Below are 26137 nucleotides of genomic sequence, written 5' to 3' on the forward strand. Positions count from 1 at the left end.
AGTACCGCCACAAAGGCCTCGAGTCGTGCATCGGCATGAGCGGTCGTGTTTTTTCCGGCAAAGAGGCTACTATTCGATTCGCTGCCCCCCGGTTTCACGCCCAGGTAATTGCCATGCGCCTTTCCGAATTCATCGTCAAAAACGTTGATCGCATCGTCGATGAGTGGGAGCATTTCGCCAAAACCATCACCCCGGCTGCCGACACGATGGACGGCCCCGCATTACGCGACCATGCCCGTTCGATCCTGTTGGCCGCAGCCCGCGACATGTGCAAGCCCCAGACCCCCTCCGAACAAGCGGCCAAGGCCCGCGGCGAAGGCCCGGAGAAAACCCCGAGCCTGGACGAGGCCGGTGCCAGCCACGGTGAATTGCGCCATACCGTGGGTTTTGACCTGGTGCAGATGACCAGCGAATTCCGTCATTTGCGCGCCTGCGTCATTCGCCTGTGGGTCGATAGCCTGCAATCACCCGACCTGGCCTATTTCCAGGACATGATCCGTTTCAATGAAGCCATCGACGAGGCCCTGGCCGAATCCACTGCCACTTACGCCGAGCGGGTCAACCGCTCGCGGGACATCTTTCTGGCGATCCTCGGCCATGACCTGCGGGCGCCCTTGCAAGCGGTCAGCATGTCCACCGAAATTCTGCTGCGAAAAGCCCCGCTGGAAGGTGATGCGCTCAAGTGCGCGATGAACATCCAGCGCAGCAGCGGGCACCTGGCGGTGATGGTCGGGGACTTGCTCGAACTGGTGCGCAGCCGCCTGGGCAAGCACCTGCCTGTAGAACCTGGGCCCATGGACCTGGCCGACGCCACGCGCGAAGCGATTGCCCGGGCCTGTGCCGGTCAACCGGAATGCGACCCGTCCCTGAATGTGCACGGCGATACTCGCGGCCAATGGGACCCACGCCGGCTCGATCAGTTGCTGCAAAACCTGATCGGCAATGCCTTGCAACATGGCTCCAGCAAACGCGAAGTTACCTTGACCCTCAGCGGTGAAGCCGACAGCGTCAGGTTGACTGTGCACAACGACGGCATGCCGATCCCCGCCGATGCGATCCCGAACATTTTCGACCCGTTAGTGCGCAGCGCCAGCGAAGAACTGGGCGAGCCCACCACCAGCCTCGGGTTGGGGCTGTTTATCGTCAAGGAAGTGGTCGATGCCCATCGGGGGACGATTGAGGTCAGCTCCAATGAGCGCGACGGGACGACGTTCAGCGTGGTGTTACCGAGGAACGTCTAGAGCGGCTTTTTGTGGCGAGGGGGCTTGCCCCCGTTCGACCGCGCAGCGGTCGCCCAATCGCGCTTATGGGGCTGCTCCGCAGCCCAACGGGGGCAAGCCCCCTCGGCACAAGTTGGGTGCCACTCTTAGAACTATTCGACCAACAACCGCCCCAACCGCTGCTTGAGCATGCGGTTCTCGGCCCGCAGTTGCTGCACTTCCTCGAGCAGGTCCAGCGCCAGGGCGACGCCTTCCCATTCCAGTTCAAGGTCGCGCCGCAGCTTCGCGGCGCGCTTGGCCAGGGCCAGTTCGTAGTCGTTGAACACCCAGTCCTTGGGTTGCGCACCCTGAGGTTCGAGGATGCCGTGCTCGACGATTTCGATCACGTAGACGTCCGACAGCTCGGTCGCCTCACAGAATTCTGCCATGTCCAGTTGAACGATCAGGGGACTGCTCATAGTCAGTGACTCCTTGGTTCCATCGGATCAGAAATGCTCACGCGGATCGAACGCGGCTTTTTTTGCCAGTTCCTGCCACAGCGCCTTGATGTCATCGTCGGATTTCTTCGGCATCACGGCTTTGAGTTGCACGAACAGATAACCGCGCTCACCGGCCTTGTTCATCAGGCCATGGCCCTTGGCGCGCATGCGCTGGCCGTTCTGGCTGCCGGCCGGGACCTTGAGGTTGATCTTGCCGGTCAGGGTCGGTACGGCAACTTCAGCACCCAGCGCCAGCTCCCACGGGGCCAGCGGCAAGGTGATGATCAGGTTTTCGCCTTCGACGTCGAATTTCGGGTGCGGGGCAAAACGGATCGTCAGGTACAGATCGCCATTCGCACCGCCACCCACGCCCGGGGCACCCTGGCCCTTGAGGCGAATGCGCTCGCCGTCGGTTACGCCAGCGGGGATTTTCACGTTGAGGCTTTTGCTGGTGTTGCTCACATGCTGGCCGGCCGCGTTGTACTGCGGCACCTGGAAAGTGACCTTCTTCGATTCGGTCGACAGCGTTTCTTCGAGAAAAACCCCGAGCTCCATTTCCACGTCTTGCCCTCTACGCCCGGTACTGCGACGCGACTGTTCTCCACCACTGAAGCCTGGCCCACGGTTACCGAAGATCGAACTGAAGAAGTCCGAGAAATCGCCCGATTCCTGGCCGCCACCGAAACCGCCACCACCACGGCTCTGCCAGCCCGGCGGCCCCTGGAACGGCTGGCCATGCTGGCCATAACGGCGCAAGTCGTCGTATTCGGCGCGCTTGTCGGCGTTTTTCAGCGCTTCATAGGCTTCCGAGGCGTCCTTGAACTTGGCCTCGGCGTCCTTTTCCTTGCTGACATCGGGGTGGTATTTACGCGCCAGCTTGCGATAGGCGGCCTTGATCGCCTTGTCGTCTGCGGTCGGTTCCACACCGAGAATCTTGTAATAGTCTTTGAAATCCATCGCGGGAATCACCATCCGTTATCAAAATCGCGCCACAGGCCACAGCATGCGCTTGTTTGCAGCCATTGGTTTGACCGATCTCAAAGTTGTGACCGGGCGGCGCACCAGAAGTTTATCGGCAGCCGGCGGGGCTTCTTGCGAGTAGCGCCGCGGCGGGCCGGTTGATGCAGGGTAGTTTGGGGGGGATGGCCGATCTTTCAAGGCATGGCCGGCGAAGAATTAGCAGATAACCGGCCTTCGAATCTGGCGCGCACTGGCATACACTGCGCGGCCGTTTTTTAACCGGAACCTGAAAGACATGAACAACGCCTCTCCAGCCCGTGCCGTGGGCATCGACTTTGGCACGTCCAACTCCACCGTCGGCTGGCTGCGTCCCGGCATGGAAACGCTGATTGCGCTGGAGGACGACAAGATCACCCTGCCTTCGGTGGTCTTCTTCAATATCGAAGAACGCCGCCCGGTGTACGGCCGGCTGGCGCTGCACGAGTACCTGGAAGGCTACGAAGGTCGCCTGATGCGCTCGCTCAAGAGCCTGCTGGGTTCCAAGCTGATCAAGCACGACACCAGCGTCCTGGGTACGGCGATGCCGTTCAAGGACCTGCTCGGGCTGTTCATCGGCCAGCTCAAGAGCCGCGCCGAGGCCGCCGCCGGTCGGGAGTTCGAAGAAGTGGTACTGGGTCGCCCGGTGTTCTTTGTCGATGACGACCCGATGGCCGACAAGGAAGCCGAAGACACTCTGGTCGATGTGGCCCGCAAAATCGGTTTCAAGGAAGTCTCGTTCCAGTTCGAACCGATTGCGGCGGCATTCGACTACGAGTCGACCATCGAAAAAGAAGAGCTGGTGCTGATCGTCGACATCGGCGGCGGTACCTCCGACTTCTCCCTGGTACGCCTGTCGCCGGAGCGTCGTGGCCTGGACAACCGCCAGGACGACATCCTCGCCACGGGTGGCGTGCACATCGGCGGGACCGACTTCGACAAACAGTTGAGTCTGCAAGGCCTGATGCCGTTGTTCGGCTACGGCAGCCGGATGAAGAGCGGTGCGTACATGCCGACCAGTCACCACATGAACCTGGCGACCTGGCACACGATCAACTCGGTGTACTCGCAGAAGTCGCAACTGGCCCTGGGCAGCATGCGCTACGACATCGAGGACACTGGCGGCATCGACCGCCTGTTCAAGCTGATCGAACAGCGCGCCGGGCACTGGCTGGCGATGGAAGTGGAAGAAACCAAGATCCAGCTGACCCACGCCGACAATCGCCATGTGCCGCTGGACCGCATCGAAGCGGGTTTGAGCGTGGACTTGAGCAGGGTGTTGTTCGAGTCGGCCATCGACAGCCTGCTGGAGCGAGTGCGCGACAGCGTCACGCAACTGCTGACCAGCGCCGATGTGCGGGTCGATCAGGTCGACACGGTATTCTTCACCGGCGGTTCGAGCGGGATTCCGGCGCTGCGCAACAGCGTTTCGGCAATGCTGCCGAAGGCGCGGCATGTGGAAGGCAACATCTTTGGCAGTATCGGTAGCGGTTTGGCGATCGAGGCGGCCAAGCGTTACGGTTCGATGGACTGATCCGATTTCAGTGGTGCCCCCTTCGCTGGCAAGCCAGCTCCTACAGGATTGCATCGCCCGTGTAGGCGCTGGCTTGCCAGCGAAAGCGTCAGATCAAGCAACATCAATCTTAGAGATCAAACCATCCCGATCTGCTTCAACTCACTCTTCAGGTACGCGTAGTAAATCGGCCCCGCCACCACCCCCGGCAGGCCGAACGCGGCCTCGAACACCAGCATCGCCAGCAACAACTCCCACGACTTGGCACTGATCTGCCCGCCGACGATGCGCGCGTTGAGGAAGTATTCGAGCTTGTGGATAAAAATCAGGTAACCCAGCGCCGCCAGGGCCACCCAGATCGACAATGACAACCCGACGATGGTGATCAGGGTGTTCGACATCAGGTTGCCGATTACCGGCAGCAGGCCGAGCAGGAACGTCAGCACGATCAGGGTCTTGGTCAGCGGCAGCTTGATGCCGAACATCGGCAGGATCACCGCGAGGAAAATCGCGGTGAAGAAGGTGTTGAGCAAGGAAATCTTGATCTGCGCGAACACGATGTTGCGAAACGCCTGGACCAACAGGTGCAGGCGGTCGAACAGAGCCGCCGCCAGGGGTTTGCGCTTGGTCAGGTCCGGCACGCGCTGCAAGGCAATGATCGCACCCAGCACCATGCCGATCAGCAAAGTCACGAACATGTGCGCCGCGTCCTTGCCCACCAGTTGCAACTCACTGAGGTGTTTGCTGACCCATTCACCAATCGCCACGCGAAACTCGGCGGCGCTGGCCGGCAGGTAGCCGTCGATGAACGGCGGCAGTTGCCCGCGTGCGCGGTCCACTACCCCCATGAATTTGTCGAGGGAAGCACCGGGGTTTTCCGCCTCGTGCAGCAGGAAGCTGATGGCGCCGGCAAAGATCAGCGACAGCACGCTGACAATCAGCGTCCCGAGCAGCGCCACCGCCAGCCAGCGCGCGCGCCGGCCTTCGATCAGCCGTTGCAGTTGCGGGGTGAGCATGTTGACCAGTTCGAATACCAGCAACCCGGCGAGCAGGCTTGGCAGCAATCGCAGCGGCAGGACCAGCAGCAGCCCGCCAAAAATAATGACCCAGCTGATGACCAGCAAAACTTGACGCTGAGAAAACGTTGGCATACAGCCTCAAAAACGAACGGCGTAAAAAGGATTGGCAGTCTGCCAGCGATCCGAGGCGAGCACTAGGATTGTGTGGGTCGACCTTGGTCGAGGGACCCAGGCAAGACGTTCAGTGTTCTTTCGGGCCCCTTCGCGGGCCAGCCCGCTCCTACAGGGATCTCGCCGCACAGATACCTTGCAGGAGCGGGCTTGCCCGCGAAGGGGCCGGCACGCTCGGCGCAGGTTTGCGGGTCTATTTCTTCTTCAGGCAATCACTCATGAACGTCTTGCGCTCGTCACCCTTGAGGGCCTTGGTGGCAGCGTCGGCATTACAGGTTTTCATTTTTTCCTGCTGCGGTGTCAAGGCTTTACCGGCATCGTTTGCCGCTGGCGTCGCCTTCAGGCAAGTGCTCATGAACGCTTTGCGCTCGTCGCCCTTGAGGCTCTTGGTCGTAGCGTCGGCGTTGCAGGTGGTCATTTTTTCCTGCTGGGCCGTGTTGGCGGCGAAGCCCTGGGAGCACAGCAGTAAACCGATCATCAACAAAGGGGCACGCAACATCTTCATGGAGTTTTCTCCTGGTCGCCACACCGAGGGGCGCGGCCTTGTACAGGAGTGTAGACAACCCCTGTTACACCTTCCTGTTCTCCAGGTGGCTGCGCCGATACTGCTCCGGCGTGCACCCGGCCTGGCGCTGGAACATCGCGATAAACGCCGAGCCGGTGCTGTAGCCCATATCGGTGCAGACCCTGGGCGCCAGGCACACCGCACGATAGTTGACCGGTTGGTGGCTGTAGAAACTGTGCTCGATCTGCGGCGGCACCCACACCGCGTATTGCGGCGGTGACATGAAGCGGCTGCCCGCGACGTCCATGTGCAGCACGCCGTGGGCGGCGTACTCCAGCGTGCCCCAGGGATGTCGGTGGGGCGCGGCATATTCGTGGGCGTCGAAATCGGCGTAGCGAAAGTACACCGCCGACGGCAGTTCGCTGACATCCAGCAGGTCGATGTGTTTGCTGCTCATGATGTCCGTCATCAGGGGCCGGTTGTCTGGATAAAAGTATAGGCTTTCATCCAGACAAGCGGATAATTGCCCATCATTAACGTTCTGGTTTTTCCCGATGCAATACGCTTATCCCCTGCTGGCCATTTTTATCTGGGCCGGCAATACCGTTATCACCAAAATGTCGGCCGGGGCGATCTTCCCCGCCGAGATCGGTTTCTACCGCTGGCTGCTGGCCGGGTTGCTGTTTACGCCATTCATGCTCAAACCGGTGATCAAGCATTGGCCGCTGATCCGTCCGAACCTGGGCAAGATCTTTGTCCTCGGCGTGCTCGGCATGGCGGTCTATCAAAGCCTGGCGTACTTCGCAGCCGCCATGACCTCGGCCACCAACATGGGCATCATCCTGTCGCTGATGCCGCTGATGTCGCTGGCCATGGCGATCATCAGCCTTGGCCAGCGCCTGACCCTGGGTGCCCTGGCCGGTGCGGCGTTGTCCTTTGCCGGTGTGCTGGTGGTGGTGTCGTCCGGCAGCCTCGGCGTGTTGCTGGAACACGGGGTCAACCTGGGCGACGCGATGATGCTGATCGCCACGCTGGCCTATGCGGTCTACAGCACCCTGCTGAAAAAATGGCAGCTGAAACTGCCGCCGCTGGTGCTCCTGTATTTGCAGGTGCTGGTAGCGGTGGTGGTGCTGTTTCCGTTGTTCCTTGGGTCACCGAAAGTTGGCCTGACCCTGCACAACATTCCGCTGGTTTTGTACGCCTGTTTGCTGGCCTCGATGATTGCGCCGCTGGCATGGATGCAGGCCGTGGTGCGCCTGGGGCCGAGCCGGACCACGCTGTTCTTCAATTTGCTGCCGTTGATTACCGCCTTGATTGCGGCGGTGGCGTTGCATGAACAATTGGCGCTGTACCACCTGGTGGGCGGGCTGCTGACGTTGGGTGGGGTGATTGTTTCGGAGCGTTGGACCACGGTGTTGGGTCGCGCCTGACTCCCTCGCCACAGGTCGGTCTAGAGCCCGGCCGCCGCCAGCCGCGCCGCATGCTCGACAAACAAGCGGACCGGCTCGACCCCCTTGCCCACCAGCCCCAGCGACTGGTTGACGATATCGAAGTGATCCAACGGATATTCATCGCCAATCACCGTTCCCAGGTGCGAACTGTAGCGCCCGACCATGCCGTCGCAATGCCCGGCTTCGCGGACGAAGGTCCTGGCGAACAGCCGGCAACTGCGATTGGTGCCGTCCAGCAGATTGCGCCCGCGATCGGTGATGCCCGGCTGCAAGGTGCCGGACCACGAGTAATAACGCACGCCATTGACCTCTTCCGGTCCGTGACCGCCCCAGGTTTGCGGCAAGCCCTGTGGATAGCGCTGGTTGAACAGCGCCACGCCAGCGCTGGTAAGCGAGTGATGGGAGGCAGGGATGTCCACCGGCAGCTTCGGCCCGCGATAGCCGGTATCCAAAAAACCCATCAATGCGCCGACCATCCGCAGCAAGAAGCTCAGCAGACGCCCACGGGCGCTGTCGTGGGGATAATGCGTGTGCAAGTAATCGGCAAGCTCGGACCCGTGATTCGGTCCCGCCACCGAAGTCACCGAAGCCACCCGATCCGGGCGCTTGGCCGCGGCATAACGGGCGGTCAACGAGCCCTGGCTGTGACCGATCAGGTTGACCTTGTCGGCCCCGGTTTCGCGCAGGATTTCGTCGATACGCGCCAGCAATTGCTCTCCGCGCACCTCGCTCGAGTTCAGTGGCGACACCTGCACCGCGAACACCACCGCACCACCACGGCGCAGCGCCTCGACGATCCCGTACCAGTACGGGTAAAGCACCAGGCGGATGAACCCGAGCATTCCCGGGACCAGCACCAGCGGATAGCGCGGAGCAGAACCTTGCGACATGGGCGAACATCCTTGTGAACAGTGAGCGACGCAAGGCGGGATGCAAGACATCCGCCAAGCTACGCCCGCGACGATGACAACTCGACGACAAGTCTATGCCATGCGCCCTACTTCAACCCCACCACGCCCGCCACGATCAACCCGACCGAAACCAGCTTGATCGCGGTCAGGCTTTCACCCAGCAGCGCGAAACCGAGAAACACCGTGCCCAGCGAACCGATGGCGGTCCAGATCGGGTAAGCGATGCTCACCGGCAACTCGCGCAGGGCCAGGGTCAGGAAATAAATCCCGCCCACGGCGGCCACCACCGTGATCAGCGAGGGCCAAAACCGGGTGAAGCCCTCGGCGTACTTCATGCCCATGGCGAAGGTGACTTCGAACCCGGCCGCCACCAGCAGGAACAGCCAGGCCACCTAGAACGCCCCGGCCAGCGCCAGCAAGCGCTGCTCGGCCTCAGCGGCGGAAATTGCAAAGGAGCGCTCGGCAGATTCTTCGCCTTCGGCAGCCACCACGGTGACGTCGGTGATGCCGATGAATCCGAGCACCGTGCGCAGCAGCGTGTCGGCATGATTCATGGCCTCCAGCTCGCCGCCCGGACCAAACCCGAAACCGCCACGGCTGGTAATGATCAGTGCTTTTTTGCCCTGCACCCGCGGTTGGTATTGGGCCACGCCATTGTCCAGGGTGTGATCGAAGGTCACCCCGACGCGCACGATCTGATCGATCCACGCCTTGAGGCCGCTGGGCACACTGAAGTTGTGCATCGGCGTGGAAATCAGCAGCACGTCATGGCCCAGCAATTCGCCGACCAGTTCGTCGCTCAGCGCCAGGTCAGCCTGCATCGACAGCGGCCGAGCGTTGGGTTCGGGGTAAAACGCAGCGGCCACGAACGCTTCGTTGACCGGGGGAATCAATGCCCGACCGACTTCGCGACGGGTCAATTGCGCATGCGGATAACGGGCCTGCCAGGCCGACAGGAACACTTCGGCCAAACGCCGCGAGTGCGAGCGATCACCACGGGGACTGGCATGAACGGCAAGAATTTTACTCATCTGAATCTCCTCGGGACTAAACTCAAACGGCTTGTGGCTCGCAGCTTGAAGCTGGCCGCCCGTTCTCCTCAAATGAGCAAAAATCAGTCTGGATGAATACATTTCACCCATGGAGTTTTCATGTTTGCTTCGCTGCCGTTGACCGCCCTGCGCGCCTTCGAGTCCGCCTCACGCCTGCTGAGTTTCAAGGCCGCCGCCGAAGAACTGTCGGTGACCCCGACGGCGGTTTCGCATCAGATCCGCTCCCTGGAAACCTGGCTTGGCGTGCCGCTGTTCGAACGCCTGCCACGCCAGGTGCGCCTGACCGAATGCGGCGAACGGTTATTCCGCAGCCTGCACGGCGCTTTTCTGGAGGTGGCGCAAAGTGTCGATACCCTGCGCCCGCAGCGCAGCGGCGCCAACCTGACAGTCTCCACCACTGCCGCCTTCGCCGCCCTGTGGCTGGTGCCGAGGTTGGGACGTTTCTACGCCCGGCACCCGAACATCAACGTACGCCTGGATACTCATTGCGAAGTCATCGACCTGCATCAGGACGCCAGTGTCGACCTGGTGCTGCGCTACAGCCTCGATGACTACCCCAGCCTGTTTGGCCAGTGCCTGTTCGATGAGTCCTTCGGCGTCTACGGCTCGCCGGAACAGGTCAACCTGGCCGCCGTGCGCACCCCGACACTGATCAGCGTGTGCTGGCACAACTCCAAGCTGTATGCCCACGGTTGGAAGGCCTGGTGTGCGCGCTCCGGTGAAACCTGGTTGAACGGACGGCCCGCCGTGCGTGAATACGATGAAGAACATTACGCCCTGCAAGCGGCGATTGCCGGCCAAGGCCTGGTGCTGGCGAGCAACATCCTGGTGTCGCAAAGCGTCGCCAGTGGCTTGTTGATGCCGTACCGCGCAGACGTTCAGGTCGATGGCGCCGGCTACAGCGCACTCTGCGTACCGGGGCGCGAACGGCATCCGCCGGTGCGGGCGTTTTTTGCCTGGTTGCGTGAAGAGGCCCTGTTGTCCGGGCATGCCTTGGCGTAATGGGCGGACGGCTGGCTGGCAGATTTCCTAAACTTTTTGCGCCGTTCATGACTCACAACTCAGGTAGCGATCACTCCCACAGAAGGTGACGCAAACCGGACTAGCCTCCAGGAGATCGAGATGAGCGACATGCATTTGTCTGATGTAAAAACCCTTCGCGAGCGCGCCCGCCAGAATGTCGAAAACGGTGCCGTGACCGAAACCTATGGCGCCGACCGCCAAGAAGTGTTGCGTTTGCTCAATGCATCGCTGGCCACCGAACTGGTCTGCGTATTGCGCTACAAGCGCCACTACTTCATGGCCCAGGGCGTCAAGGCCCAGGTTGCCGCTGACCAGTTCCTCGAACACGCCACACAGGAAGCAGAACACGCCGACAAGCTCGCCGAACGCATTGTGCAACTGGGCGGCGAGCCAGAGTTCAACCCCGACACCCTCTCGAAAAACGCCCATGCCCAATACGTGGCCGGCCACACGCTCAAGGAGATGGTCTATGAAGACCTGGTCGCCGAGCGAATTGCCATCGACAGCTACCGAGAAATCATTCAGTACATCGGCGAAAAAGATCCGACGACCCGACGCATCTTTGAAGAAATTCTGGCGCAGGAAGAAGAGCATGCGGATGATATGGCGGACATCCTGAAAGACCTGTAATAACTTACAAAGCCTTACGGCAACTAGTTTGCCTTGAGGCTTTTATTAAAACACCCAAAACAACAGCATCGAGTTACAAACACTCACTGGACTTACCGCGCCGCTTATTTATATTAACGCCACAGACAAGAAGTCTGTTTTTAACCATAAAGGACTAGAACCATGCACATTGAACAACGACTTGAATTCATTGACTCACTCCCCTCTTTAGCCCCTCAGGTACAGCGTTTGGCGACCCTGTCCGTGCCCGTACAAGGCGTCATTGCAAACCTACCTGATCACGACGTCAACAAACCAACAGCCAGCGTCATGCCCGACACGATCGATGCCTTCCTGCCCGGTGTCTCGCAGGACATTATTGACGACGTCAACTTGTGCAAACTGGTCATGCAAAACGCCGCCACCAAACTCTTCCCTGAAGATGCACAACTTTTCGAATGGTACCGCTACTATGTCGACGGTCTGAGCAAACTGGGCTGGGTCGCGCAAAACCGCAATATCCAGGAAGTCACGATCCGTAGAACGGGTCTGACGATGGATCAGGTTGCACTGGAAGTGACCGCAGGGCTGATCGGCAGCAGTGCCGCGCAGATTCTGGCCGATGTTGCGAAAAAGGCCGTCGAGGCTGTACAAAAAAATCCGGGGGCCATTCAGATCTTTGATCGCAATCAAAAGCTTGGCACTCAGGCAAAGTTCGATATTGCACCCGTTTGGCTGGACAACAGCAGGCAACCGAACATGGTCCTCAATTGCATTTCCCTGGATGCGAGAGAGAGCACCCGTGGCATTCTGTTCTGGAAGTCGACCCGGCAATCCACCACGATAAAAACCGGCGCGGTCCGGACTTATCTGGACACCAAGGTGTTTTCCGGCCTGCGTGGTGACCTGTACAACAAGTTCAGCGACAGCGGCAAGAAATTCATTATCGACCTGCCTGATTTCTAACTGTCACTGACACGTTTAAATCGGCACTAACGTGCCGCTTTAAACTTCCTCCTGTGCACACTCTCGCGTGGGACAACACATGAAAAAAACAACTTTCGACACTTGGCTGGTCAATGGAAACATAACGATCTTTTGTGGATCGCACGCTGACGAATTTAAAAAAGATATTTTGTCGTCCAGCCTATTGGGAGAACTGGTGGCCTCACAAAAAAGTGCGAACCCTGAGGTGAACTGGCCCATCTATACAGAAACCGTTCAAAAAATTGGCTGGATGGTCAATAGCCGAGGCAACCAGCGCCTCGACTTTGACAACCGCAATCTGCTGACGCTCGTTGGACAATGCGCTGGGAGTGACTTGCCAAAGGATGAACAACAGGCGCTCGCCGATGCATGGGCTGAACTGACAAAACTCCAGCCTGATTCACCGGCGATCACGGCCATTATCGATAAGCTTCAACGAAGCGCTACCGTGAGTGAATCCAGCAACATCTCGGCCGTTTCAACAGGTGCAATGCTCACAATCATTCGCAACGATAAAACCGTTGTGACCCTGCAAGTGACATTTGAAACGACCCATTGCCTGGACAGCGACCTTCTGGACCAGCCGGTATTGAACGCCATCGGGAATGACCGGACCAACAGTTGGCAACTGAGCAGCTTACTGGATGGGCGTCATTACAATCAGGTACGAGCCGATGTCCTCAAGAAACTGGGGCGCAACATTGAAACAAAGCTGTTGCACATCACTGCCGCCTCCGGTTGAGTTGAAAATTCAGGCCTCGCAAGACTTCAAGCGCCCCTGCGTCGGGGCGCTTGAACCGTTACCCACATCCTTCAGTTTTTTACCGTCTTCGGCGCCTTGCCCTCTTTCATCTGCTGTAACAACGGCGCGCACTGGTTCGGCTCGTCCCCACTCGGCGCCACCAACGCCAGCAACCCTGCCGCCGGCGCGGCGATCACGCCCAGCGCCACCATCCCGGCCCCGCGCAGCATCAACGGCACCGCCTTGACCCCGGCATCGGGCTTGATGAACTTGCCACGCACATACAGAGGCGAGCGCAATGAAATCAGGCGCCAACCCTTGGATTCCGGGGTGACGGTCAGGTCCAGTTGTTCGGTCGCCATGTTCGCCGTGCCATCGATATAGATAATGGCGTTCTCGGTATCGAACACAAACAAACGGGTACTCGCCAGACCGGACTTGATCCCGAAGTCGGCAGCTGCGCAGTTGATCTTCACCTCCTTGTCGCCAAAGATCTTACCGACCACATAGTTACCGACGTTCAGGCCTGCCAGTTCCATCAACTCGCGACTGATGGCGCCATCGTTGATCAGCATTTTCAGATTGCCATTGGCGCTGCCCAGCAGCTTGGCCACCGAATTGCCGCGCCCGCTGATATCCGCATCGCCATTGAGTTCGCCGAAACTGGTTTTCATCGGTTCAAAGCCCGGGAACAGCTGCTTGAGCTTGAAGCCGCGGGCGGTCAGTTTTGCCTGGCCTTCCAGTGGTTCGGTATGGCCGTTCAGGCGAATCTGCGCATCCAGCTTGCCGCCGGCTACGCCGAAGCGAAGCGGCTCGAGGCTGAGTACGCCATCGGTCAGCACCAAGTGGGTATAAAGGTCATTGAAGGGCAATTTTTCGCTGTGCACGATGCGCTTGCCGGTGAATTCGACATTAGCGTCCATGTCACGCCAGCGATCGGTCTTGAACGCCTCGACCGGCAGCACTTTATCTGCCGGTTGCTTGCTATCGCCGCCCCGGGCCTGCTGCTTGGCATTGGAGTCGGCACCGATCAGCGGCGCAAGGTCGGCGAACAGCAACTGATTGGACAGCAGCGAGCCGCTGAGCTTGGGCCTTGGCTGGCTGGCGACGTAAGTCAGATTGCCATGAATGTCGCTCTCGCCGATCTTGCCGTTGAAGGCTTCGTAACGGAACACCGCACCACCGGCCTCGTGGAGCTTGGCGACCAGATGGCCGTCGGTGGCATAGGGCGGCGTGTCCGGCAATGTCACACCGGTCAGCGGGTAGAGATTGCCCAGACTGGTGCCGGCCAGTTTCAGGCGCAGGTCCAGAGCCCCGAGATTCAGCGGATCGGTCAGGGTGCCGGCCAGCTCAACGCTGGAATCGGCGATCTTCACTTGTGCCTGCAATGGAAACGGTCGTGCGGCGTCCTGCAGCGCCAACAGCCCGCCGATCTTGCCTTGGCCGGCGAGTTTTTGGCCGTGGTACTGGCCGTTTACCTTGAGCGCAAACGCATAATCCTGGGGCGCCGGGCCCTGATCCTGCGCAGCCTTCGCCGCTTTGTCGCCGACGATATCGCTGAACGGGATCGGCTTGCCCAACGGATCGATCAGCACATCGAGTTGAGTCTTCAGGTTCTGGTCATCAAGGGTGACGTGGCCCTTGTCGAAACCGATCGCGCCGATATCCACCACCCAGCTCGACGGTTCCGCGTTCGGGTCCTTGGGGTCAAATTTAAAGGTCCAGTTGGCGCGTCCATCAGCCAGGCGCTGCAACCAGGCATTGGGTTCGGTGAGATCGATTCGCGGGATGACCACCCGCTGCGCCAGCAGTGCCAACGGAGAGATGCGCAGTTCGACACGCCGGAGGGTGACCATCTGCGGTTGCTTGGACCAATCGGGATTGCCCAGGCTCAAGTCTTCGGCCACAACGTGCGGCCACGGTACCCAGGCGCGCCAGCCGCTTTCATCGGGCTCGGGCCGCCAGACCACCGACAGGTTGCCATTGATGGCGAACGCACGGTGCAGCTCTTCGGAAACCTTGGCATTGAGGGTGGGTTTGATCCGGTTCCAGTCGAAAAACACGATGATCAGCACCAGCACGGCCAACAAAGTGAGGAAGGTGGAAAAGGACCAGACGAGTATTTTATGAGTGCGCGTCATTGCACAGGGCTCCTGATACGACCGGGCGCCCCGACGGCGACGCACAGCTGAAATGGTGAGCCGAAAGCGGCCCGCCATGAAGTCTACGACTGAAAAACCCCGCGCAGGTTTAATCGAAAGACCGATTTCACTGAATTCTCCCAGTCCAATGCAGACCAGGCAGTCATCCAGCGTTACCACCCCCGCACGTTTACGCATCACGGGTGAGTCGAAAATACCCACATCGGTGCAAAACCGCCCGCCTGAAACGCCCGTTCTAGAGCCTCCGCCGCGAACAATCAATTCTGTTGATTATTACCATTGCGTTTATGAACTTTTATATCGACTTATCGAGAGTAGCATTGCCCTCGTACCCACTTTTAAGCACTCCTCAGGAGCAACCCAATCATGAAACGCCAATTACTACTCAGCCTTACCCTTTCGATGCTGGCCAGCACCGCCTTTGCCCTGCCAGCCTCTGAACAAGCCACGCCACAAGTGAAACAAAGCCACTCGGTATTCAGCCAAACCGTTGCCGCCGATGGTTCCGACCGCACTCCACAGGGCCAGACCCTGGCCGAAGGCGGTAACGATCGCCTGAAAGAGAAAGGCCTGATCACCCAAGATGGCTCGGACCGTACCCCACAAGGCCAGACCTTGGCGGCTGATGGTGCGGATCGCACACCACAAGGCCAGACCCTGGCGGCTGATGGCTCGGAGCGCACCCCACAAGGCCAGACCCTGGCGGCTGATGGCTCGGATCGCACCCCACAAGGCCAGACCCTGGCGGCTGATGGTTCGGATCGCACACCACAAGGCCAGACCCTGGCTGCCGACGGTTCGGATCGCACCCCACAAGGCCAGACCCTCGCCGAAGGCGGTGGTGATCGTGTGATCGAACGCAACAGCGCCCTGAGCTAACCGCCATGGCAGCCCTGAAAAAAAGCCCAATTCCCGGATTGGGCTTTTGACTTTTCAGCGGTCCGCTTGATGAATGTCACACTTCCCCGCTTGATCGCCCAACGTCGTTCGACGCCAGCAAAGCCGATTTGCTAGAGTGCGCCGCGTCCTCGTCCAGAAAACGTCCTTGCGATGCTGCCCCGCGCCGAACAGAAACAACAAACCCGTCATGCCCTGATGGATGCTGCCCGGCATCTGATGGACGGCGGCCGAGGATTCGGCAGCCTGAGCCTGCGTGAGGTGGCAAAAACCGCCGGCATCGTGCCCACCGGTTTCTACCGTCACTTCGCCGATATGGATGAACTGGGCCTGGTGCTGGTCAGCGAAGTCGGCCAGACGTTTCGCGAAACCATTCGCCTGGTGCGACACAACGAATTCGTGATGGGCGGCATCATCGATGCCTCGGTGCGGATCTTTCTCGATGTGGTCAGCGCCAACCGATCGCAGTTTTTGTTTCTCGCCCGCGAGCAATACGGCGGCTCGCTGCCGGTGCGCATGGCCATTGGTCGCCTGCGCGAAAACATCAGTGCCGACCTGGCGGCCGATTTGTCGCTGATGCCCAAACTGCAACACCTGGACATCGCCGGGCTGAGCGTCATGGCCGACCTGATCGTCAAAAGCGTGTTCGCCACGCTGCCGGACATCATTGACCCGCCCGCCGAAGCCCTGCCGGAACACCTGACGCCCCAAGCGAAAATCACCCAACAGCTGCGATTTATCTTTATCGGCCTCAAGCATTGGCAGGGGCTCGGCAGCACCGAGTAACCCACAAAGCCCACCTATCCCTTGTAGGAGCAAGCTTGCTCGCGAAGAGGGCATGACTTTCAGCATTGATGTGACAGGCAAAGCGCTTTCGCGAGCAAGCTTGCTCCTACAGTGCACCGATGTCGCTTCAACTTGGTGCGCAACACAAAAACAGCGCACCAAATTCACCCAAAAATCTCATTCACAAGTACCACCCCCTACACTTCCGACAGGCATTTCCTACATATCCCGTCGATTGGCAAGCCCCTTGCTCTAGCCTCTGCATTGTCCATTGCTGGAAGCCTTCCGATGCTGGTGATTCATCGCAGAATCGACCCTCAACCCGTTTGGGCCGCCGAACTGCATCTGACGTTCGAAGCCCGCAGCAAAAGCCGTTTGCGCTGTTTCAGTGCCGAGGGCGAAGACGTCGGGTTGTTTTTGGAGCGCGGTCAGCCACCGCTGCATGACGGCGAATGCCTGCAGGCCGAAGACGGCCGGATCGTGCGCATCTGCGCCCGCCCAGAACAGTTGCTGCACGTCACCTGCGCCAACGCTTTCGAGCTGACCCGTGCGGCTTATCACCTGGGCAATCGCCACGTCGCGCTGCAAGTCGGCGACGGCTGGTTGCGCCTGCTCGACGATTACGTGCTCAAGGCCATGCTCGAACAACTCGGCGCCGTTGCGTCAACCATCGAGGCGCCCTTCCAGCCGGAGCATGGCGCCTACGGCGGTGGTCATCATCATTCGCGCCACGGCGATGAAGCCTTCAACTACGCGCCGAAACTGCACCAGTTCGGCGTCCGCCCATGAACCCGGCCTGGGCGCTGCTGCGCCTGGCCAGTCCGCAATTGCCGATTGGCGGCTACAGCTACTCCCAAGGGCTGGAAATGGCGGTGGATAACGGTCGTGTTCACGATGCCGGCAGCGCCCGGCGCTGGATTAGCGATCAGTTGCTGCTCAACCTGGCACGTTTCGAAGCGCCGCTGCTGCTCGCCCATTGCACGGCTGCCCATGAAGAAAATTGGCACGCGTTGCTGCAACGCTGCGAAGAACACCGCGCCAGTCGTGAAACACGCGAGTTGCATCAGGAGAGCCGGCAGATGGGCTACTCGTTGCAACAGCTACTCAACGGCTTGCCGGAACTCGACGCGCCTGCCCGCGTCTTCCTCGAACAGCGCAACGAGCCCCACCTGGCGCTGGGCTGGGCGCTGGCCGCACGCGCCTGGCACATCAACCCGCAGGACGCCCTTGCCGCGTGGCTGTGGAGCTGGCTGGAAAACCAGTTGGCGGTGCTGATGAAAACCCTGCCCCTCGGCCAACAAGCTGCCCAACGCCTGACCAGCGAACTGTTGCCATTGCTTCAACAAGCGCAGCAAAACGCGACTCAAATCGACCCCGACCATTACGGCAGCGCCGCTTTCGGCCTGTCCCTGGCGTGTATGGCCCATGAACGCCAGTACAGCCGTCTGTTCCGTTCCTAGGGCCTGTTACTTTGGAGAATCACATGAACACACAACCTCTGCGCGTCGGCATCGGCGGCCCGGTCGGCTCCGGCAAGACCGCCCTGACCCTGGCCCTGTGCCTGGCCCTGCGCGAGCGCTACAACCTGGCCGTGGTGACCAACGACATCTATACCCGCGAGGATGCCGACTTTCTGGTGCGTAACGAAGCGCTGGCACCGGAGCGCATCATCGGTGTGGAGACCGGCGGCTGCCCGCACACGGCGATTCGCGAAGATGCCTCGATCAACCTCGAAGCCGTGGACCAGCTCAATCGCCGCTTCCCGGGCCTGGACCTGATCCTGGTGGAGTCCGGTGGCGACAACCTGTCCGCGACCTTCAGCCCGGAACTGTCCGACCTGACGATCTACGTGATCGACGTCTCGGCCGGCGACAAGCTGCCGCGCAAGGGCGGGCCGGGGATCTGCAAGTCCGACCTGCTGGTGATCAACAAGATCGACCTTGCGCCGCTGGTCGGGGCCTCGCTGGAGATGATGAACAGCGACACCCAGCGCATGCGCAACGGCAAGCCGTTCGTGTTCAGCAACCAGAAAACCGGCCAGGGTCTGCAAGAGATCATCGCCTTCATCGAACGACAGGGTTTGCTGACGGCGGCCTGATCACGACTTATCAACAAGGAAGCTTATCCATGACACTCAAACGCATTCTCGGCACCCTGGCCCTGCTGCTGACTCCGGCCCTCGCCTTTGCCCACCCGGGGCATGGCGACAACGGTTTGATCGCCGGTATCAGCCATCCGCTGGGCGGTCTCGATCACCTGCTGGCGATGCTCGCGGTGGGCCTGTGGGCGGCGCAGCAACAAGGTGCAGCGCGTTGGGCGTTGCCATGCACCTTTGTCGGCACTATGTTGATTGGCGGGCTGTTGGGTTTTGAAGGGCTGAACCTGCCGGCGCTGGAGGGCGGGATTGCCGCTTCGGTGTTGGCGTTGGGGCTGGCGGTTGCCCTGGCAGTACGTCCACCGCTGGCCCTGGCGGTTGGCGCGACGGCGTTATTTGCGCTGTTTCATGGCGTTGCGCATGGCCTGGAGTTGCCGGACATGTTGAGCCCTTGGGCCTATGCCGCAGGTTTTGTCGCGGCGACAGCGGTGCTGCATGCGGCCGGCTATGCGCTGGTGCGGGTGTTGCCGCAAGCGGCGGCACCGTTGGTGCGGCTGGCGGGTGCGGCTTCGGCGGCGATCGGGGTGTGGTTACTGGCGGGTTGATTCTCTAGCGCCTGTGAAGGCCTCTTCGCGGGCAAGCCCGCTCCTACAGATATTGCGCGAACCGTGTAGGAGCGGGCAAGCCCGCGGAGGCGGCCTGACAGACACCACAGCGTTCAGGCCTGCTAACATGTCGCGCAATCGCCCCTGCCGTGACGACGCCAGCCAATGCCGCCTGTTTCCCGCTCCGCCTCCCAGCCTGAATTGACCGCCCTGTTCGCCTCGGTGCAACAGCACTTCCTGAACGTCATCGTGCCACTTTGGCAAGGTCCGGGCTGGAATGCCAACATGGCGTTGCCGTTTGAAGCCCTGGATGCCGAACACCAACCCCTGCCCCCGCAACGCTACCGGGCCATGGCCTGTGCGCGACAGCTCTATCTGTTCGCCAGCCTGATCGGCCAGGTGCCGGGCGCCGAAGAGCGGGCCGCCGCGTTGTTTCGCTCGCTGCAGCGGCATTTTCACGATGCCGAGCACGGTGGCTGGTTCTACAGCGTCGATGCACAAGGTGCGCCGCTGGATCAGCGTAAAGACCTCTATACCCACGCTTTCATCCTGTTCGCTTGCGCCCATTACTGGGACAAGGTCCGCGAGCCACTGGTGGAGTCGGTGCTCAATGCCTCCCTGGAAGTGATCGCGCAGCGCTTCGCCACGGAGGACGGTCTGTACGAAGCCACCCTCGACCGCGACTGGGCGTCGCTGGACACCGGCCCTTTGCAAAACCCGCTGATGCACCTGGCCGAAGCGTTTCTTGCCACCCTGTCGGTGCGTGAGGACCTCGACGTGCAACAGGCGCTCGTCGAGTTATGCGCAGCCATGCACGCGCGTTTTATCGATCCACAGCACGGTGTATTGATGGAGAAGCCGCTGGGGTCTGTGGATAACTGGTTTGAACCGGGGCATCAGTTCGAGTGGTATTTCCTGCTGGAATCCTCGGCGCTGTTACGCCATTCGGCGCTGCATGCCGATCTGGAGCGAGCCTTCGCCTTTACCGAGCAAGTGGGCGTCGATCAGCAGACTGGCGCCGTGCGGGCGATGCTCGACTTCGCACTGGATGGCGGCGTCCGGGACGCCACGCAGCGTATCTGGGCTCACGCCGAGTACCTGCGCGCGTTGACGCTGCGACCGCACAGCGAAGCAGATGTACTGCGCCAGTTGCAGGCGTTGCAGCAGCGCTCGCTGCATGCCGGCGGCTGGTACGAATGCCGTGACGAGCACGGTGAAGTCAGCCGCCGCGACATGCCATCGACAACGCCCTATCACCTGGCGACTTGTTATCGCGGGTTGGCGCAATATCTCGGCTGACTAATCTACCGCTTTCGCGAGCCTGCTCGCGATTGACCTCGAAGAGGTCGCCTCATCACTCAATCCACTTGCGATCCCCGGTAAAGCTGATGGTCAGCCATCGTGCTGCATCCGGTTCACCCAGCTTTGTGGATATCTCCTCGCGCAAGCTGTCCAGTTGCCCCACGCCGTCCAGCCAGTAATCCTTCGGCAAGACGATGTGAATCTCGATGAAACAAGCCCGGCCGTGCTTTTGCACGTAGGAAATGTAGTCGTCGAAACCATGCTCGACCTTCGCCACTTCCATTACCTGATGCACCTTGTCATCGAGCTGGTCCGGGACAATGCCCAACACATCGCGCAAGGCAGGTCCCAGGATTTTGTACGCCGGCGGCAGCATGCCCAGGGCCAGCAGGATCAGGATCATCGGATCGACATACACCGCCCATTCGTCATAACCCTGGGTCTTGAGCAGCAGCGCGATGAGAAAGCTCACCAGCAAGCCTGCCGAGAGCATCGCGTCCACCAGCCAACTGATGTTGTCGAAGCCGATCAGTGATGAATTGAGCGTGCGATTGCGATGGCGGACGTAGAAGTAGTAGATGAGCTCAACGACCGTGAAGAACGCCGCGTAGAAGATCACCAGCCCGAGCTCGACTTCGCGACCACCACGGAGGATGCCGAACACACCGTTGAGAAAGGCATAGATAGCCACCAGGAAAATGAAGCTGCCTTCGATTACCAACACCATGGGCTCAAGGTGCCAGGAACCGAACTGGAAGCGCTGATTGCTTTCCTTGGCGATCAGCCTGGCGGTGATCAACATCAGGACCTTGATGAACGCCGCGATCAGCGAGAAGAAACCATCGAACAGGATGGATTGGGCGCCGGAAACAAACCCGGTGATGATCCCGGCGACTGTCACGGCGAGCATCAGGAAGGTGGATTGCTTGAGCAGGAGCTGCTCTTCTCGATTACGCACTTGTTCTCCTCGAACACCTCTAACCCGCTAGATGTAGCGGTATTAACAGGTGAGGAGTCTAGCTGATGTCTTGTACTGGCTGAGCCGACGCCATCGCGAGCAGGCTCACTCCTACAAGGTTCAACGAATTCCCTGTAGGAGCGAGCCTGCTCGCGATGAGCCGTTACTCAGTCTTGAGCCTTGCGCTCGATGGCAAACCCGGCCCAGGTCTGGCTCACCGGCATCAGCTCCAGGCTGTTGATGTTGATGTGCGCAGGCGCATTGAGTACCCAGAAGATGGTCTCGGCGATGTCTTGCGGCTGGATCGGCTCGGCACCGGCGTAGGTGGCGTTGTAGCGCTCCTGGTCGCCGGCAAAACGCACCAGCGAGAACTCGCTCTCGCACAGGCCCGGCTCGATGTTGCTGACACGCACGCCGGTGCCCTGCAGGTCGCAGCGCAGGTTCAGGGAGAACTGTTTGACGAATGCCTTGGTCGCGCCATACACATGGCTGCCCGGGTACGGATAGTTACCAGCGATGGAACCGAGGTTGACGATGCCCGCACCACGGCCGTGAGCGATCAGGCGTGGCAGCAGCAGACGGGTGCTGTACATCAGACCTTTGACGTTGGTATCGACCATGGTGTCCCAGTCGTCCAGATCACACTTGGGTGCCGGATCGACGCCCAGGGCCAGCCCGGCGTTGTTGATCAAGCCGCGCAGTTTGGCGAAAGAAGGCGGCAGATTGGCAATCGCTTCCTCCATGGCCTTGCGATCACGCACATCGAGCACCAGGCCATGCACTTCGGTCTGCTTCGACAACTCGGCGCACAGCGCGTTGAGGCGCTCTTCACGACGGCCCGTCAGCACCAGTTTCCAGCCAGCGTCGGCAAAACGACGGGCACAGGCTTCACCAAAACCGGAGGTCGCTCCGGTAATAAACAGGGTGTTGGACATCGTGTTCTCCTAGCTGCGGCTGATCGCCAGCCCTTGAAATAGAAAATCAGCAGGCAGCATGCCCGGCCTTGCTCACAGCGGCAACCACCGTTCAAGCTGTTCAAAAAACACTCAATACCTGCAAGCCCTTGCCCCGTGTGGCCTACAGCCATGTGCGCGCACGTTATCCACAGGCCGGTCCACAGTCTTTGGGGGCAAGTGGAAAAGCTGAAAGCCGCTGAGCACAAGGCTTTGCGCGCTGTTTCGAAACTTTTTTGCTTGACCCTCACGCTCGCGCTGTGCAGCCCCGGGCGATTTTCATGACCGACGAGTCAAGGCAGCGATGGCGCCGAGCCAGTAACCACGGCCTTCAGCCGGGTCTTTCCAGAGTTTAACCACAGACTTATCCACAGGTTAATCCACGACGATTTTGCCCACTTTCGTGACCAACAAAAAGGTTGACAAAGTAGCCTTCAAGCTGCGCAAAAACGCCTGATCAAAAAACAACCACACCTCTGGAGGCCACGGTTTCAAAGGCGCCCAGCCAGCTACTCCCATGTTATTCACAGCCGGTTCCACAGCAAACGGGGACAAGTCAAAACCGTGACAAAACAACTATTTGCAGCGGCTTTATGTCGCGCTTTGAGAGCGTGGGGAATTTGTTTTCCACAATTTTACCAAAGCCGTCACAAACCCCTGTAGGAGCGAGCCTGCTCGCGATGGTCGTCAACTATAACGCGAACATTCTGGATAAACGCGTTGCCCAGGGGAGCTTCGCGAGCAGGCTCGCTCCTACCGGGGTTGTGGTGAATTGGAGGGGTAAAAAAGCCCCGGCGATTGCGCGCCGGGGCTTGTGCATAACCGCTGAAACTCAGTGCCCGCCGAGGTAGGCGTTACGCACGTCCTCGTTGACCAATAACTCCTTGCCAGTGCCGGTCATGCGGATTTCGCCGTTGACCATCACGTACGCCCGATCCGACAAGCGCAGCGCGTGGTTGGCGTTCTGCTCCACCAGAAAGATGGTCATGCCGGTCTTGGCCAGTTCCCGCAGGGTGGCGAAGATCTGCTTCACCACGATCGGCGCCAGGCCCAGGCTCGGCTCATCCAGCAACAACAACTTGGGGCGACTCATCAACGCACGGGCGATGGCGAGCATTTGCTGCTCGCCGCCAGACATGGTCATCGCCCGCTGGGTACGCCGCTCTTCAAGCCGCGGAAATAGCTGGAACATACGCTGCATGTCTTCCTTGGCGTACTTGTCGCCAATCGGGATCGTGCCCATCAACAGGTTTTCCTCGACGGTCATGTCGGGGAACACCCGCCGCCCTTCCGGCGATTGGGCGATGCCGTTGGAAGCGATGTAGTGGGACGACTTGTGGGTAATGTCCACGCCCTGATAGAGGATCTGCCCGTCGGCGGCCCGGGGCTGGCCGAAGATCGACATCAGCAGGGTCGATTTGCCGGCGCCGTTGGAGCCGATCAGGCTGACGGTTTCCCCCTCGTTGATGTGCATCGAGACTTTTTTCAGGGCCTGGATCGGCCCGTAGAAAACGTCCAGTTCCTTGAGTTCGAGGATAGGTGCGGTCATACCACCTCCTCTTCGTCAGCGCCCAGGTAGGCGGCAATCACTTTCGGATCGTTGCGTATCGCGTCGGGACCGCCCTCGGCGATCACAATACCGTGGTCCAGCACCACGATGTGGTCGGAAATACTCATCACCATGCCCATGTCGTGTTCGATCAGCACCACGGTCAGATCGTGCTCGTCACGCAGCAGACGGATCATCGCGCTCAGCGCTTCGGTTTCCTGAGGGTTGAGGCCGGCGGCCGGTTCGTCCAGGCAGATGATCTGCGGACGCGTGCACATGGCGCGGGCGATTTCCAGACGGCGTTGCTGGCCATAGGACAACTCACCGGCCAAACGGTTGGCGCAGTCCACCAGGTCCACCACTTCCAGCCAGTAAAACGCGTGGTCCAGCGCATCGCTTTCAGCCTTGCGATAGCCCTTGGTGTTGAGGATGCCGGCGAGCATGCTGCGGTTGACCCACATGTGTTGGGCCACCAGCAGGTTTTCCAGCACCGACATTTCCTTGAACAGGCGAATGTTCTGGAACGTGCGCGCCAGCCCGGCGCGGTTCACCAGGTGGGTACCACCGAACATCTTGTAGTACAGGCGGCTGGCGAAGGATTTCGGCGAAACGAAATCGGTGGGTTTGAAACTCTCACCCAGCAACTGGATTACATTGGTTTTCTCGCCGCGCACGCTGAGTTCGATCTTGCCGCCCGAGGCCTTGTAGAACCCGGTCAGGCAGTTGAAAACGGTGGTCTTGCCGGCGCCGTTGGGGCCGATCAAGGCGAAGATCGAGTTGCGTTTGACCTGCAGGCTGACATCGTTCAGCGCCTTGATGCCGCCGAAGTGCATCATCAGCTTCTCTACCGAGAGTACGACTTCGCTCATGGCGCTACTCCTTTACGCGGTGTCACACCGGTACGGCTGATCCGAATCAGGCCGCGCGGTCGCCAGATCATCATCAACACCATCAGGATGCCGAACAGCAGCACGCGGTATTCCGCAAAGCCGCGCAGCAGTTCCGGGGCGACGGTCAGCACGAAGGCTGCAATCACCACGCCGATGGTCGAGCCCATACCGCCGAGTACCACGATGGCGAGGATGAGGGCCGATTCGAAGAAGGTGAAGGAGGTCGGGTTGACGAAGCCCTGGTAGGTGGCAAAGAACACCCCGGCCAAGCCGGCTGTCGAGGCACCGATGGTGAACGCCGAGAGCTTGACCAGTACGTGGTTCAGGCCCATGGAGCGGCAAGCGATCTCGTCTTCACGCAGGGCTTCCCAGGCGCGGCCGACTGGCATCTTGACCAGGCGATGCTTGATGTACAGCACGGCCAGCACCACCAGGAACAGCACCGCGTAGATGAAGTAATACTTCACGTCCGGGTTGTAGGCGATGCCGAAGAACTCGTGGAACGGGATCCCGCCATCTTTCGCCCGCTTGCCGAACTCCAGGCCGAAGAAGGTCGGCAGTGGCGCCGGCATGCCGTTCGGGCCACCGGTCAGCGACAGCCAGTTGTTGAGGATCAAGCGGATGATTTCACCGAAGCCCAGGGTCACGATGGCCAGGTAGTCACCGTGCAGGCGCAGGACCGGGAAGCCGAGGATGCAACCGGCCAGGCCCGCGGTGATCGCCGCCAGTGGCAGTACCGTCCAGAAACCCAGGCCCAGGTATTGATAACCGAGTGCCAGGCCATAGGCACCGATGGCGTAGAACGCCACGTAACCCAGGTCGAGCAGGCCGGCCAGACCGACCACGATGTTCAGCCCCAGCCCCAGCAGCACATAGATCAACCCGAGGATAACGACGCCCAGCAAGTAGGAGTTGGAAAAAAACGGGAACACCACGGCAATCAGGATGACCAGTGGGATGATCCAGCGCAGGCGGGATTTGTAGTCAGGCGGCAGTACGTGAACCCCGGAGCCAGTGACCTCGAAGCCTTCGAGGATTTTCAGGCCCTTGGAGGTTTGCAGGAACAGGCTCAGGGCAAAGCGGCCAGCCATGACAATGGCGACAATCCAGGCGACGCGGGTCGGTTCCAGGTTGAAGCTGTAGCCTTCGAGCACGATGCCGACGATCGGTCCGAACACGATCAGGGCAATGAGGCCGGCAAGAATCGCGTCAACCAGGCTTTTTTTGATATCGATTGATTTATGAGTGGTTGAAGACATCGC

Annotated in this window: 28 protein-coding genes; 14 read left to right on the plus strand and 14 right to left on the minus strand. The window is 60.1% G+C overall.

Annotated elements, in window-relative coordinates; all coding sequences use genetic code 11:
• Positions 1 to 113 precede the first annotated feature (113 nt).
• Positions 114 to 1241 (plus strand): sensor histidine kinase, encoded by a 1128-nt coding sequence (locus J1D76_RS10250; protein ID WP_421138203.1) that lies wholly within the window; start codon positions 114 to 116, stop codon positions 1239 to 1241.
• A gap of 131 nt (positions 1242 to 1372) precedes the next feature.
• On the opposite strand, the gene J1D76_RS10255 is transcribed toward J1D76_RS10250, so the two are convergent.
• Positions 1373 to 1678: a chaperone modulator CbpM gene (locus tag J1D76_RS10255; RefSeq protein WP_421138204.1), complete on the minus strand. Its 306-nt coding sequence runs from the start codon at positions 1676 to 1678 to the stop codon at positions 1373 to 1375.
• A 27-nt stretch (positions 1679 to 1705) separates the two neighbouring features.
• Positions 1706 to 2656: a DnaJ C-terminal domain-containing protein gene (locus J1D76_RS10260; RefSeq protein WP_421138206.1), complete on the minus strand. Its 951-nt coding sequence runs from the start codon at positions 2654 to 2656 to the stop codon at positions 1706 to 1708.
• A gap of 298 nt (positions 2657 to 2954) precedes the next feature.
• On the opposite strand from J1D76_RS10260, the gene J1D76_RS10265 reads away from it, so the two are divergent.
• Positions 2955 to 4229 carry an Hsp70 family protein gene (locus J1D76_RS10265; RefSeq protein WP_421138207.1) on the plus strand — a complete coding sequence of 425 codons (1275 nt, stop codon included), beginning with the start codon at positions 2955 to 2957 and terminating at the stop codon, positions 4227 to 4229.
• Between the two features lie 116 nt (positions 4230 to 4345).
• Here the strand turns inward: J1D76_RS10265 and J1D76_RS10270 are convergent, their stop codons facing one another.
• From J1D76_RS10270 to J1D76_RS10280, 3 genes are all read right to left on the minus strand, one after another.
• Entirely contained in the window at positions 4346 to 5359 is a 1014-nt protein-coding gene (locus tag J1D76_RS10270; protein ID WP_421138209.1) for an AI-2E family transporter, read from the minus strand.
• A gap of 232 nt (positions 5360 to 5591) precedes the next feature.
• Complete coding sequence (locus tag J1D76_RS10275; protein WP_421138210.1) at positions 5592 to 5903, minus strand: PsiF family protein; 312 nt, start codon at positions 5901 to 5903, stop codon at positions 5592 to 5594.
• A 64-nt stretch (positions 5904 to 5967) separates the two neighbouring features.
• Positions 5968 to 6360 carry an AraC family ligand binding domain-containing protein gene (locus J1D76_RS10280; protein ID WP_421138211.1) on the minus strand — a complete coding sequence of 131 codons (393 nt, stop codon included), beginning with the start codon at positions 6358 to 6360 and terminating at the stop codon, positions 5968 to 5970.
• Positions 6361 to 6457: 97 nt separating this feature from the next.
• Between J1D76_RS10280 and J1D76_RS10285 the strand changes: the two genes are divergently transcribed.
• Positions 6458 to 7333 carry a DMT family transporter gene (locus J1D76_RS10285; RefSeq protein ID WP_421138213.1) on the plus strand — a complete coding sequence of 292 codons (876 nt, stop codon included), beginning with the start codon at positions 6458 to 6460 and terminating at the stop codon, positions 7331 to 7333.
• A 20-nt stretch (positions 7334 to 7353) separates the two neighbouring features.
• Here the strand turns inward: J1D76_RS10285 and J1D76_RS10290 are convergent, their stop codons facing one another.
• From J1D76_RS10290 to J1D76_RS10300, 3 genes are all read right to left on the minus strand, one after another.
• Positions 7354 to 8244 (minus strand): alpha/beta fold hydrolase, encoded by an 891-nt coding sequence (locus tag J1D76_RS10290; protein ID WP_421138214.1) that lies wholly within the window; start codon positions 8242 to 8244, stop codon positions 7354 to 7356.
• Between the two features lie 107 nt (positions 8245 to 8351).
• Complete coding sequence (locus J1D76_RS10295; protein WP_421138216.1) at positions 8352 to 8657, minus strand: DMT family transporter; 306 nt, start codon at positions 8655 to 8657, stop codon at positions 8352 to 8354.
• Entirely contained in the window at positions 8658 to 9296 is a 639-nt protein-coding gene (locus J1D76_RS10300; protein ID WP_421138218.1) for an FMN-dependent NADH-azoreductase, read from the minus strand.
• Between the two features lie 120 nt (positions 9297 to 9416).
• Between J1D76_RS10300 and J1D76_RS10305 the strand changes: the two genes are divergently transcribed.
• From J1D76_RS10305 to J1D76_RS10320, 4 genes are all read left to right on the plus strand, one after another.
• Positions 9417 to 10319, plus strand: a complete 903-nt coding sequence (locus J1D76_RS10305) for a LysR substrate-binding domain-containing protein (protein WP_421138220.1) — start codon at positions 9417 to 9419, stop codon at positions 10317 to 10319.
• Positions 10320 to 10439: 120 nt separating this feature from the next.
• Positions 10440 to 10970, plus strand: coding sequence for a ferritin-like domain-containing protein (locus tag J1D76_RS10310; protein ID WP_421138222.1), 531 nt, complete (start codon positions 10440 to 10442; stop codon positions 10968 to 10970).
• A 162-nt stretch (positions 10971 to 11132) separates the two neighbouring features.
• Positions 11133 to 11915 carry a hypothetical protein gene (locus J1D76_RS10315; RefSeq protein ID WP_421138224.1) on the plus strand — a complete coding sequence of 261 codons (783 nt, stop codon included), beginning with the start codon at positions 11133 to 11135 and terminating at the stop codon, positions 11913 to 11915.
• 79 nt (positions 11916 to 11994) lie between these two features.
• Positions 11995 to 12678 (plus strand): hypothetical protein, encoded by a 684-nt coding sequence (locus J1D76_RS10320; protein ID WP_421138226.1) that lies wholly within the window; start codon positions 11995 to 11997, stop codon positions 12676 to 12678.
• Between the two features lie 71 nt (positions 12679 to 12749).
• Here the strand turns inward: J1D76_RS10320 and J1D76_RS10325 are convergent, their stop codons facing one another.
• Positions 12750 to 14819: an AsmA family protein gene (locus J1D76_RS10325; RefSeq protein ID WP_421138228.1), complete on the minus strand. Its 2070-nt coding sequence runs from the start codon at positions 14817 to 14819 to the stop codon at positions 12750 to 12752.
• Positions 14820 to 15206: 387 nt separating this feature from the next.
• Between J1D76_RS10325 and J1D76_RS10330 the strand changes: the two genes are divergently transcribed.
• From J1D76_RS10330 to J1D76_RS10360, 7 genes are all read left to right on the plus strand, one after another.
• Positions 15207 to 15719, plus strand: coding sequence for a hypothetical protein (locus J1D76_RS10330; protein WP_421138230.1), 513 nt, complete (start codon positions 15207 to 15209; stop codon positions 15717 to 15719).
• Between the two features lie 171 nt (positions 15720 to 15890).
• Positions 15891 to 16523 carry a TetR family transcriptional regulator gene (locus J1D76_RS10335; protein WP_421138231.1) on the plus strand — a complete coding sequence of 211 codons (633 nt, stop codon included), beginning with the start codon at positions 15891 to 15893 and terminating at the stop codon, positions 16521 to 16523.
• A gap of 288 nt (positions 16524 to 16811) precedes the next feature.
• A complete protein-coding gene (ureE, locus tag J1D76_RS10340; protein ID WP_421138233.1) occupies positions 16812 to 17312 on the plus strand; it encodes an urease accessory protein UreE in 501 nt (166 codons plus the stop codon).
• Entirely contained in the window at positions 17309 to 17983 is a 675-nt protein-coding gene (locus J1D76_RS10345) for an urease accessory protein UreF (protein ID WP_421138235.1), read from the plus strand. Before ureE ends, J1D76_RS10345 begins: the two co-directional genes overlap by 4 nt.
• 23 nt (positions 17984 to 18006) lie before the next feature.
• Positions 18007 to 18621 carry an urease accessory protein UreG gene (gene ureG / locus J1D76_RS10350; protein WP_421138236.1) on the plus strand — a complete coding sequence of 205 codons (615 nt, stop codon included), beginning with the start codon at positions 18007 to 18009 and terminating at the stop codon, positions 18619 to 18621.
• 29 nt (positions 18622 to 18650) lie between these two features.
• A complete protein-coding gene (locus tag J1D76_RS10355) occupies positions 18651 to 19223 on the plus strand; it encodes a HupE/UreJ family protein (protein ID WP_421138237.1) in 573 nt (190 codons plus the stop codon).
• 165 nt (positions 19224 to 19388) lie between these two features.
• Complete coding sequence (locus J1D76_RS10360; RefSeq protein ID WP_421138238.1) at positions 19389 to 20522, plus strand: AGE family epimerase/isomerase; 1134 nt, start codon at positions 19389 to 19391, stop codon at positions 20520 to 20522.
• Positions 20523 to 20577: 55 nt separating this feature from the next.
• Here J1D76_RS10360 and J1D76_RS10365 read toward each other — a convergent pair whose 3' ends face one another.
• The 5 genes from J1D76_RS10365 to livM all read right to left on the minus strand — a co-directional run bounded on the left by J1D76_RS10365 (position 20578) and on the right by livM (position 26134).
• Positions 20578 to 21483, minus strand: a complete 906-nt coding sequence (locus J1D76_RS10365; protein ID WP_421138239.1) for a cation diffusion facilitator family transporter — start codon at positions 21481 to 21483, stop codon at positions 20578 to 20580.
• Between the two features lie 167 nt (positions 21484 to 21650).
• Positions 21651 to 22418, minus strand: coding sequence for an SDR family oxidoreductase (locus J1D76_RS10370; RefSeq protein WP_421138240.1), 768 nt, complete (start codon positions 22416 to 22418; stop codon positions 21651 to 21653).
• Between the two features lie 850 nt (positions 22419 to 23268).
• A complete protein-coding gene (locus J1D76_RS10375) occupies positions 23269 to 23985 on the minus strand; it encodes an ABC transporter ATP-binding protein (RefSeq protein WP_421138241.1) in 717 nt (238 codons plus the stop codon).
• Entirely contained in the window at positions 23982 to 24854 is an 873-nt protein-coding gene (locus tag J1D76_RS10380; RefSeq protein WP_421138242.1) for an ABC transporter ATP-binding protein, read from the minus strand. Before J1D76_RS10380 ends, J1D76_RS10375 begins: the two co-directional genes overlap by 4 nt.
• Positions 24851 to 26134: a high-affinity branched-chain amino acid ABC transporter permease LivM gene (gene livM, locus J1D76_RS10385; protein ID WP_421138243.1), complete on the minus strand. Its 1284-nt coding sequence runs from the start codon at positions 26132 to 26134 to the stop codon at positions 24851 to 24853. Before livM ends, J1D76_RS10380 begins: the two co-directional genes overlap by 4 nt.
• Positions 26135 to 26137: the final 3 nt, after the last annotated feature.

Origin of the sequence: Pseudomonas sp. NFX15 (assembly GCF_049132105.1) — a bacterium.
In the GTDB taxonomy this organism is placed as follows: Bacteria; Pseudomonadota; Gammaproteobacteria; order Pseudomonadales; family Pseudomonadaceae; genus Aquipseudomonas.

Excerpts from the sequence above, each read along its gene's own strand:
- J1D76_RS10250 (WP_421138203.1), top strand. The coding sequence starts at position 114 with ATGCGCCTTTCCGAATTCATCGTCAAAAACGTTGATCGCATCGTCGAT.
- J1D76_RS10255 (WP_421138204.1), bottom strand. The coding sequence starts at position 1,678 with ATGAGCAGTCCCCTGATCGTTCAACTGGACATGGCAGAATTCTGTGAG.
- J1D76_RS10260 (WP_421138206.1), bottom strand. The coding sequence starts at position 2,656 with ATGGATTTCAAAGACTATTACAAGATTCTCGGTGTGGAACCGACCGCA.
- J1D76_RS10265 (WP_421138207.1), top strand. The coding sequence starts at position 2,955 with ATGAACAACGCCTCTCCAGCCCGTGCCGTGGGCATCGACTTTGGCACG.
- J1D76_RS10270 (WP_421138209.1), bottom strand. The coding sequence starts at position 5,359 with ATGCCAACGTTTTCTCAGCGTCAAGTTTTGCTGGTCATCAGCTGGGTC.
- J1D76_RS10275 (WP_421138210.1), bottom strand. The coding sequence starts at position 5,903 with ATGAAGATGTTGCGTGCCCCTTTGTTGATGATCGGTTTACTGCTGTGC.
- J1D76_RS10280 (WP_421138211.1), bottom strand. The coding sequence starts at position 6,360 with ATGAGCAGCAAACACATCGACCTGCTGGATGTCAGCGAACTGCCGTCG.
- J1D76_RS10285 (WP_421138213.1), top strand. The coding sequence starts at position 6,458 with ATGCAATACGCTTATCCCCTGCTGGCCATTTTTATCTGGGCCGGCAAT.
- J1D76_RS10290 (WP_421138214.1), bottom strand. The coding sequence starts at position 8,244 with ATGTCGCAAGGTTCTGCTCCGCGCTATCCGCTGGTGCTGGTCCCGGGA.
- J1D76_RS10300 (WP_421138218.1), bottom strand. The coding sequence starts at position 9,296 with ATGAGTAAAATTCTTGCCGTTCATGCCAGTCCCCGTGGTGATCGCTCG.
- J1D76_RS10305 (WP_421138220.1), top strand. The coding sequence starts at position 9,417 with ATGTTTGCTTCGCTGCCGTTGACCGCCCTGCGCGCCTTCGAGTCCGCC.
- J1D76_RS10310 (WP_421138222.1), top strand. The coding sequence starts at position 10,440 with ATGAGCGACATGCATTTGTCTGATGTAAAAACCCTTCGCGAGCGCGCC.
- J1D76_RS10315 (WP_421138224.1), top strand. The coding sequence starts at position 11,133 with ATGCACATTGAACAACGACTTGAATTCATTGACTCACTCCCCTCTTTA.
- J1D76_RS10320 (WP_421138226.1), top strand. The coding sequence starts at position 11,995 with ATGAAAAAAACAACTTTCGACACTTGGCTGGTCAATGGAAACATAACG.
- J1D76_RS10325 (WP_421138228.1), bottom strand. The coding sequence starts at position 14,819 with ATGACGCGCACTCATAAAATACTCGTCTGGTCCTTTTCCACCTTCCTC.
- J1D76_RS10330 (WP_421138230.1), top strand. The coding sequence starts at position 15,207 with ATGAAACGCCAATTACTACTCAGCCTTACCCTTTCGATGCTGGCCAGC.
- J1D76_RS10335 (WP_421138231.1), top strand. The coding sequence starts at position 15,891 with ATGCTGCCCCGCGCCGAACAGAAACAACAAACCCGTCATGCCCTGATG.
- ureE (WP_421138233.1), top strand. The coding sequence starts at position 16,812 with ATGCTGGTGATTCATCGCAGAATCGACCCTCAACCCGTTTGGGCCGCC.
- J1D76_RS10345 (WP_421138235.1), top strand. The coding sequence starts at position 17,309 with ATGAACCCGGCCTGGGCGCTGCTGCGCCTGGCCAGTCCGCAATTGCCG.
- ureG (WP_421138236.1), top strand. The coding sequence starts at position 18,007 with ATGAACACACAACCTCTGCGCGTCGGCATCGGCGGCCCGGTCGGCTCC.
- J1D76_RS10355 (WP_421138237.1), top strand. The coding sequence starts at position 18,651 with ATGACACTCAAACGCATTCTCGGCACCCTGGCCCTGCTGCTGACTCCG.
- J1D76_RS10360 (WP_421138238.1), top strand. The coding sequence starts at position 19,389 with ATGCCGCCTGTTTCCCGCTCCGCCTCCCAGCCTGAATTGACCGCCCTG.
- J1D76_RS10370 (WP_421138240.1), bottom strand. The coding sequence starts at position 22,418 with ATGTCCAACACCCTGTTTATTACCGGAGCGACCTCCGGTTTTGGTGAA.
- J1D76_RS10375 (WP_421138241.1), bottom strand. The coding sequence starts at position 23,985 with ATGACCGCACCTATCCTCGAACTCAAGGAACTGGACGTTTTCTACGGG.
- J1D76_RS10380 (WP_421138242.1), bottom strand. The coding sequence starts at position 24,854 with ATGAGCGAAGTCGTACTCTCGGTAGAGAAGCTGATGATGCACTTCGGC.
- livM (WP_421138243.1), bottom strand. The coding sequence starts at position 26,134 with ATGTCTTCAACCACTCATAAATCAATCGATATCAAAAAAAGCCTGGTT.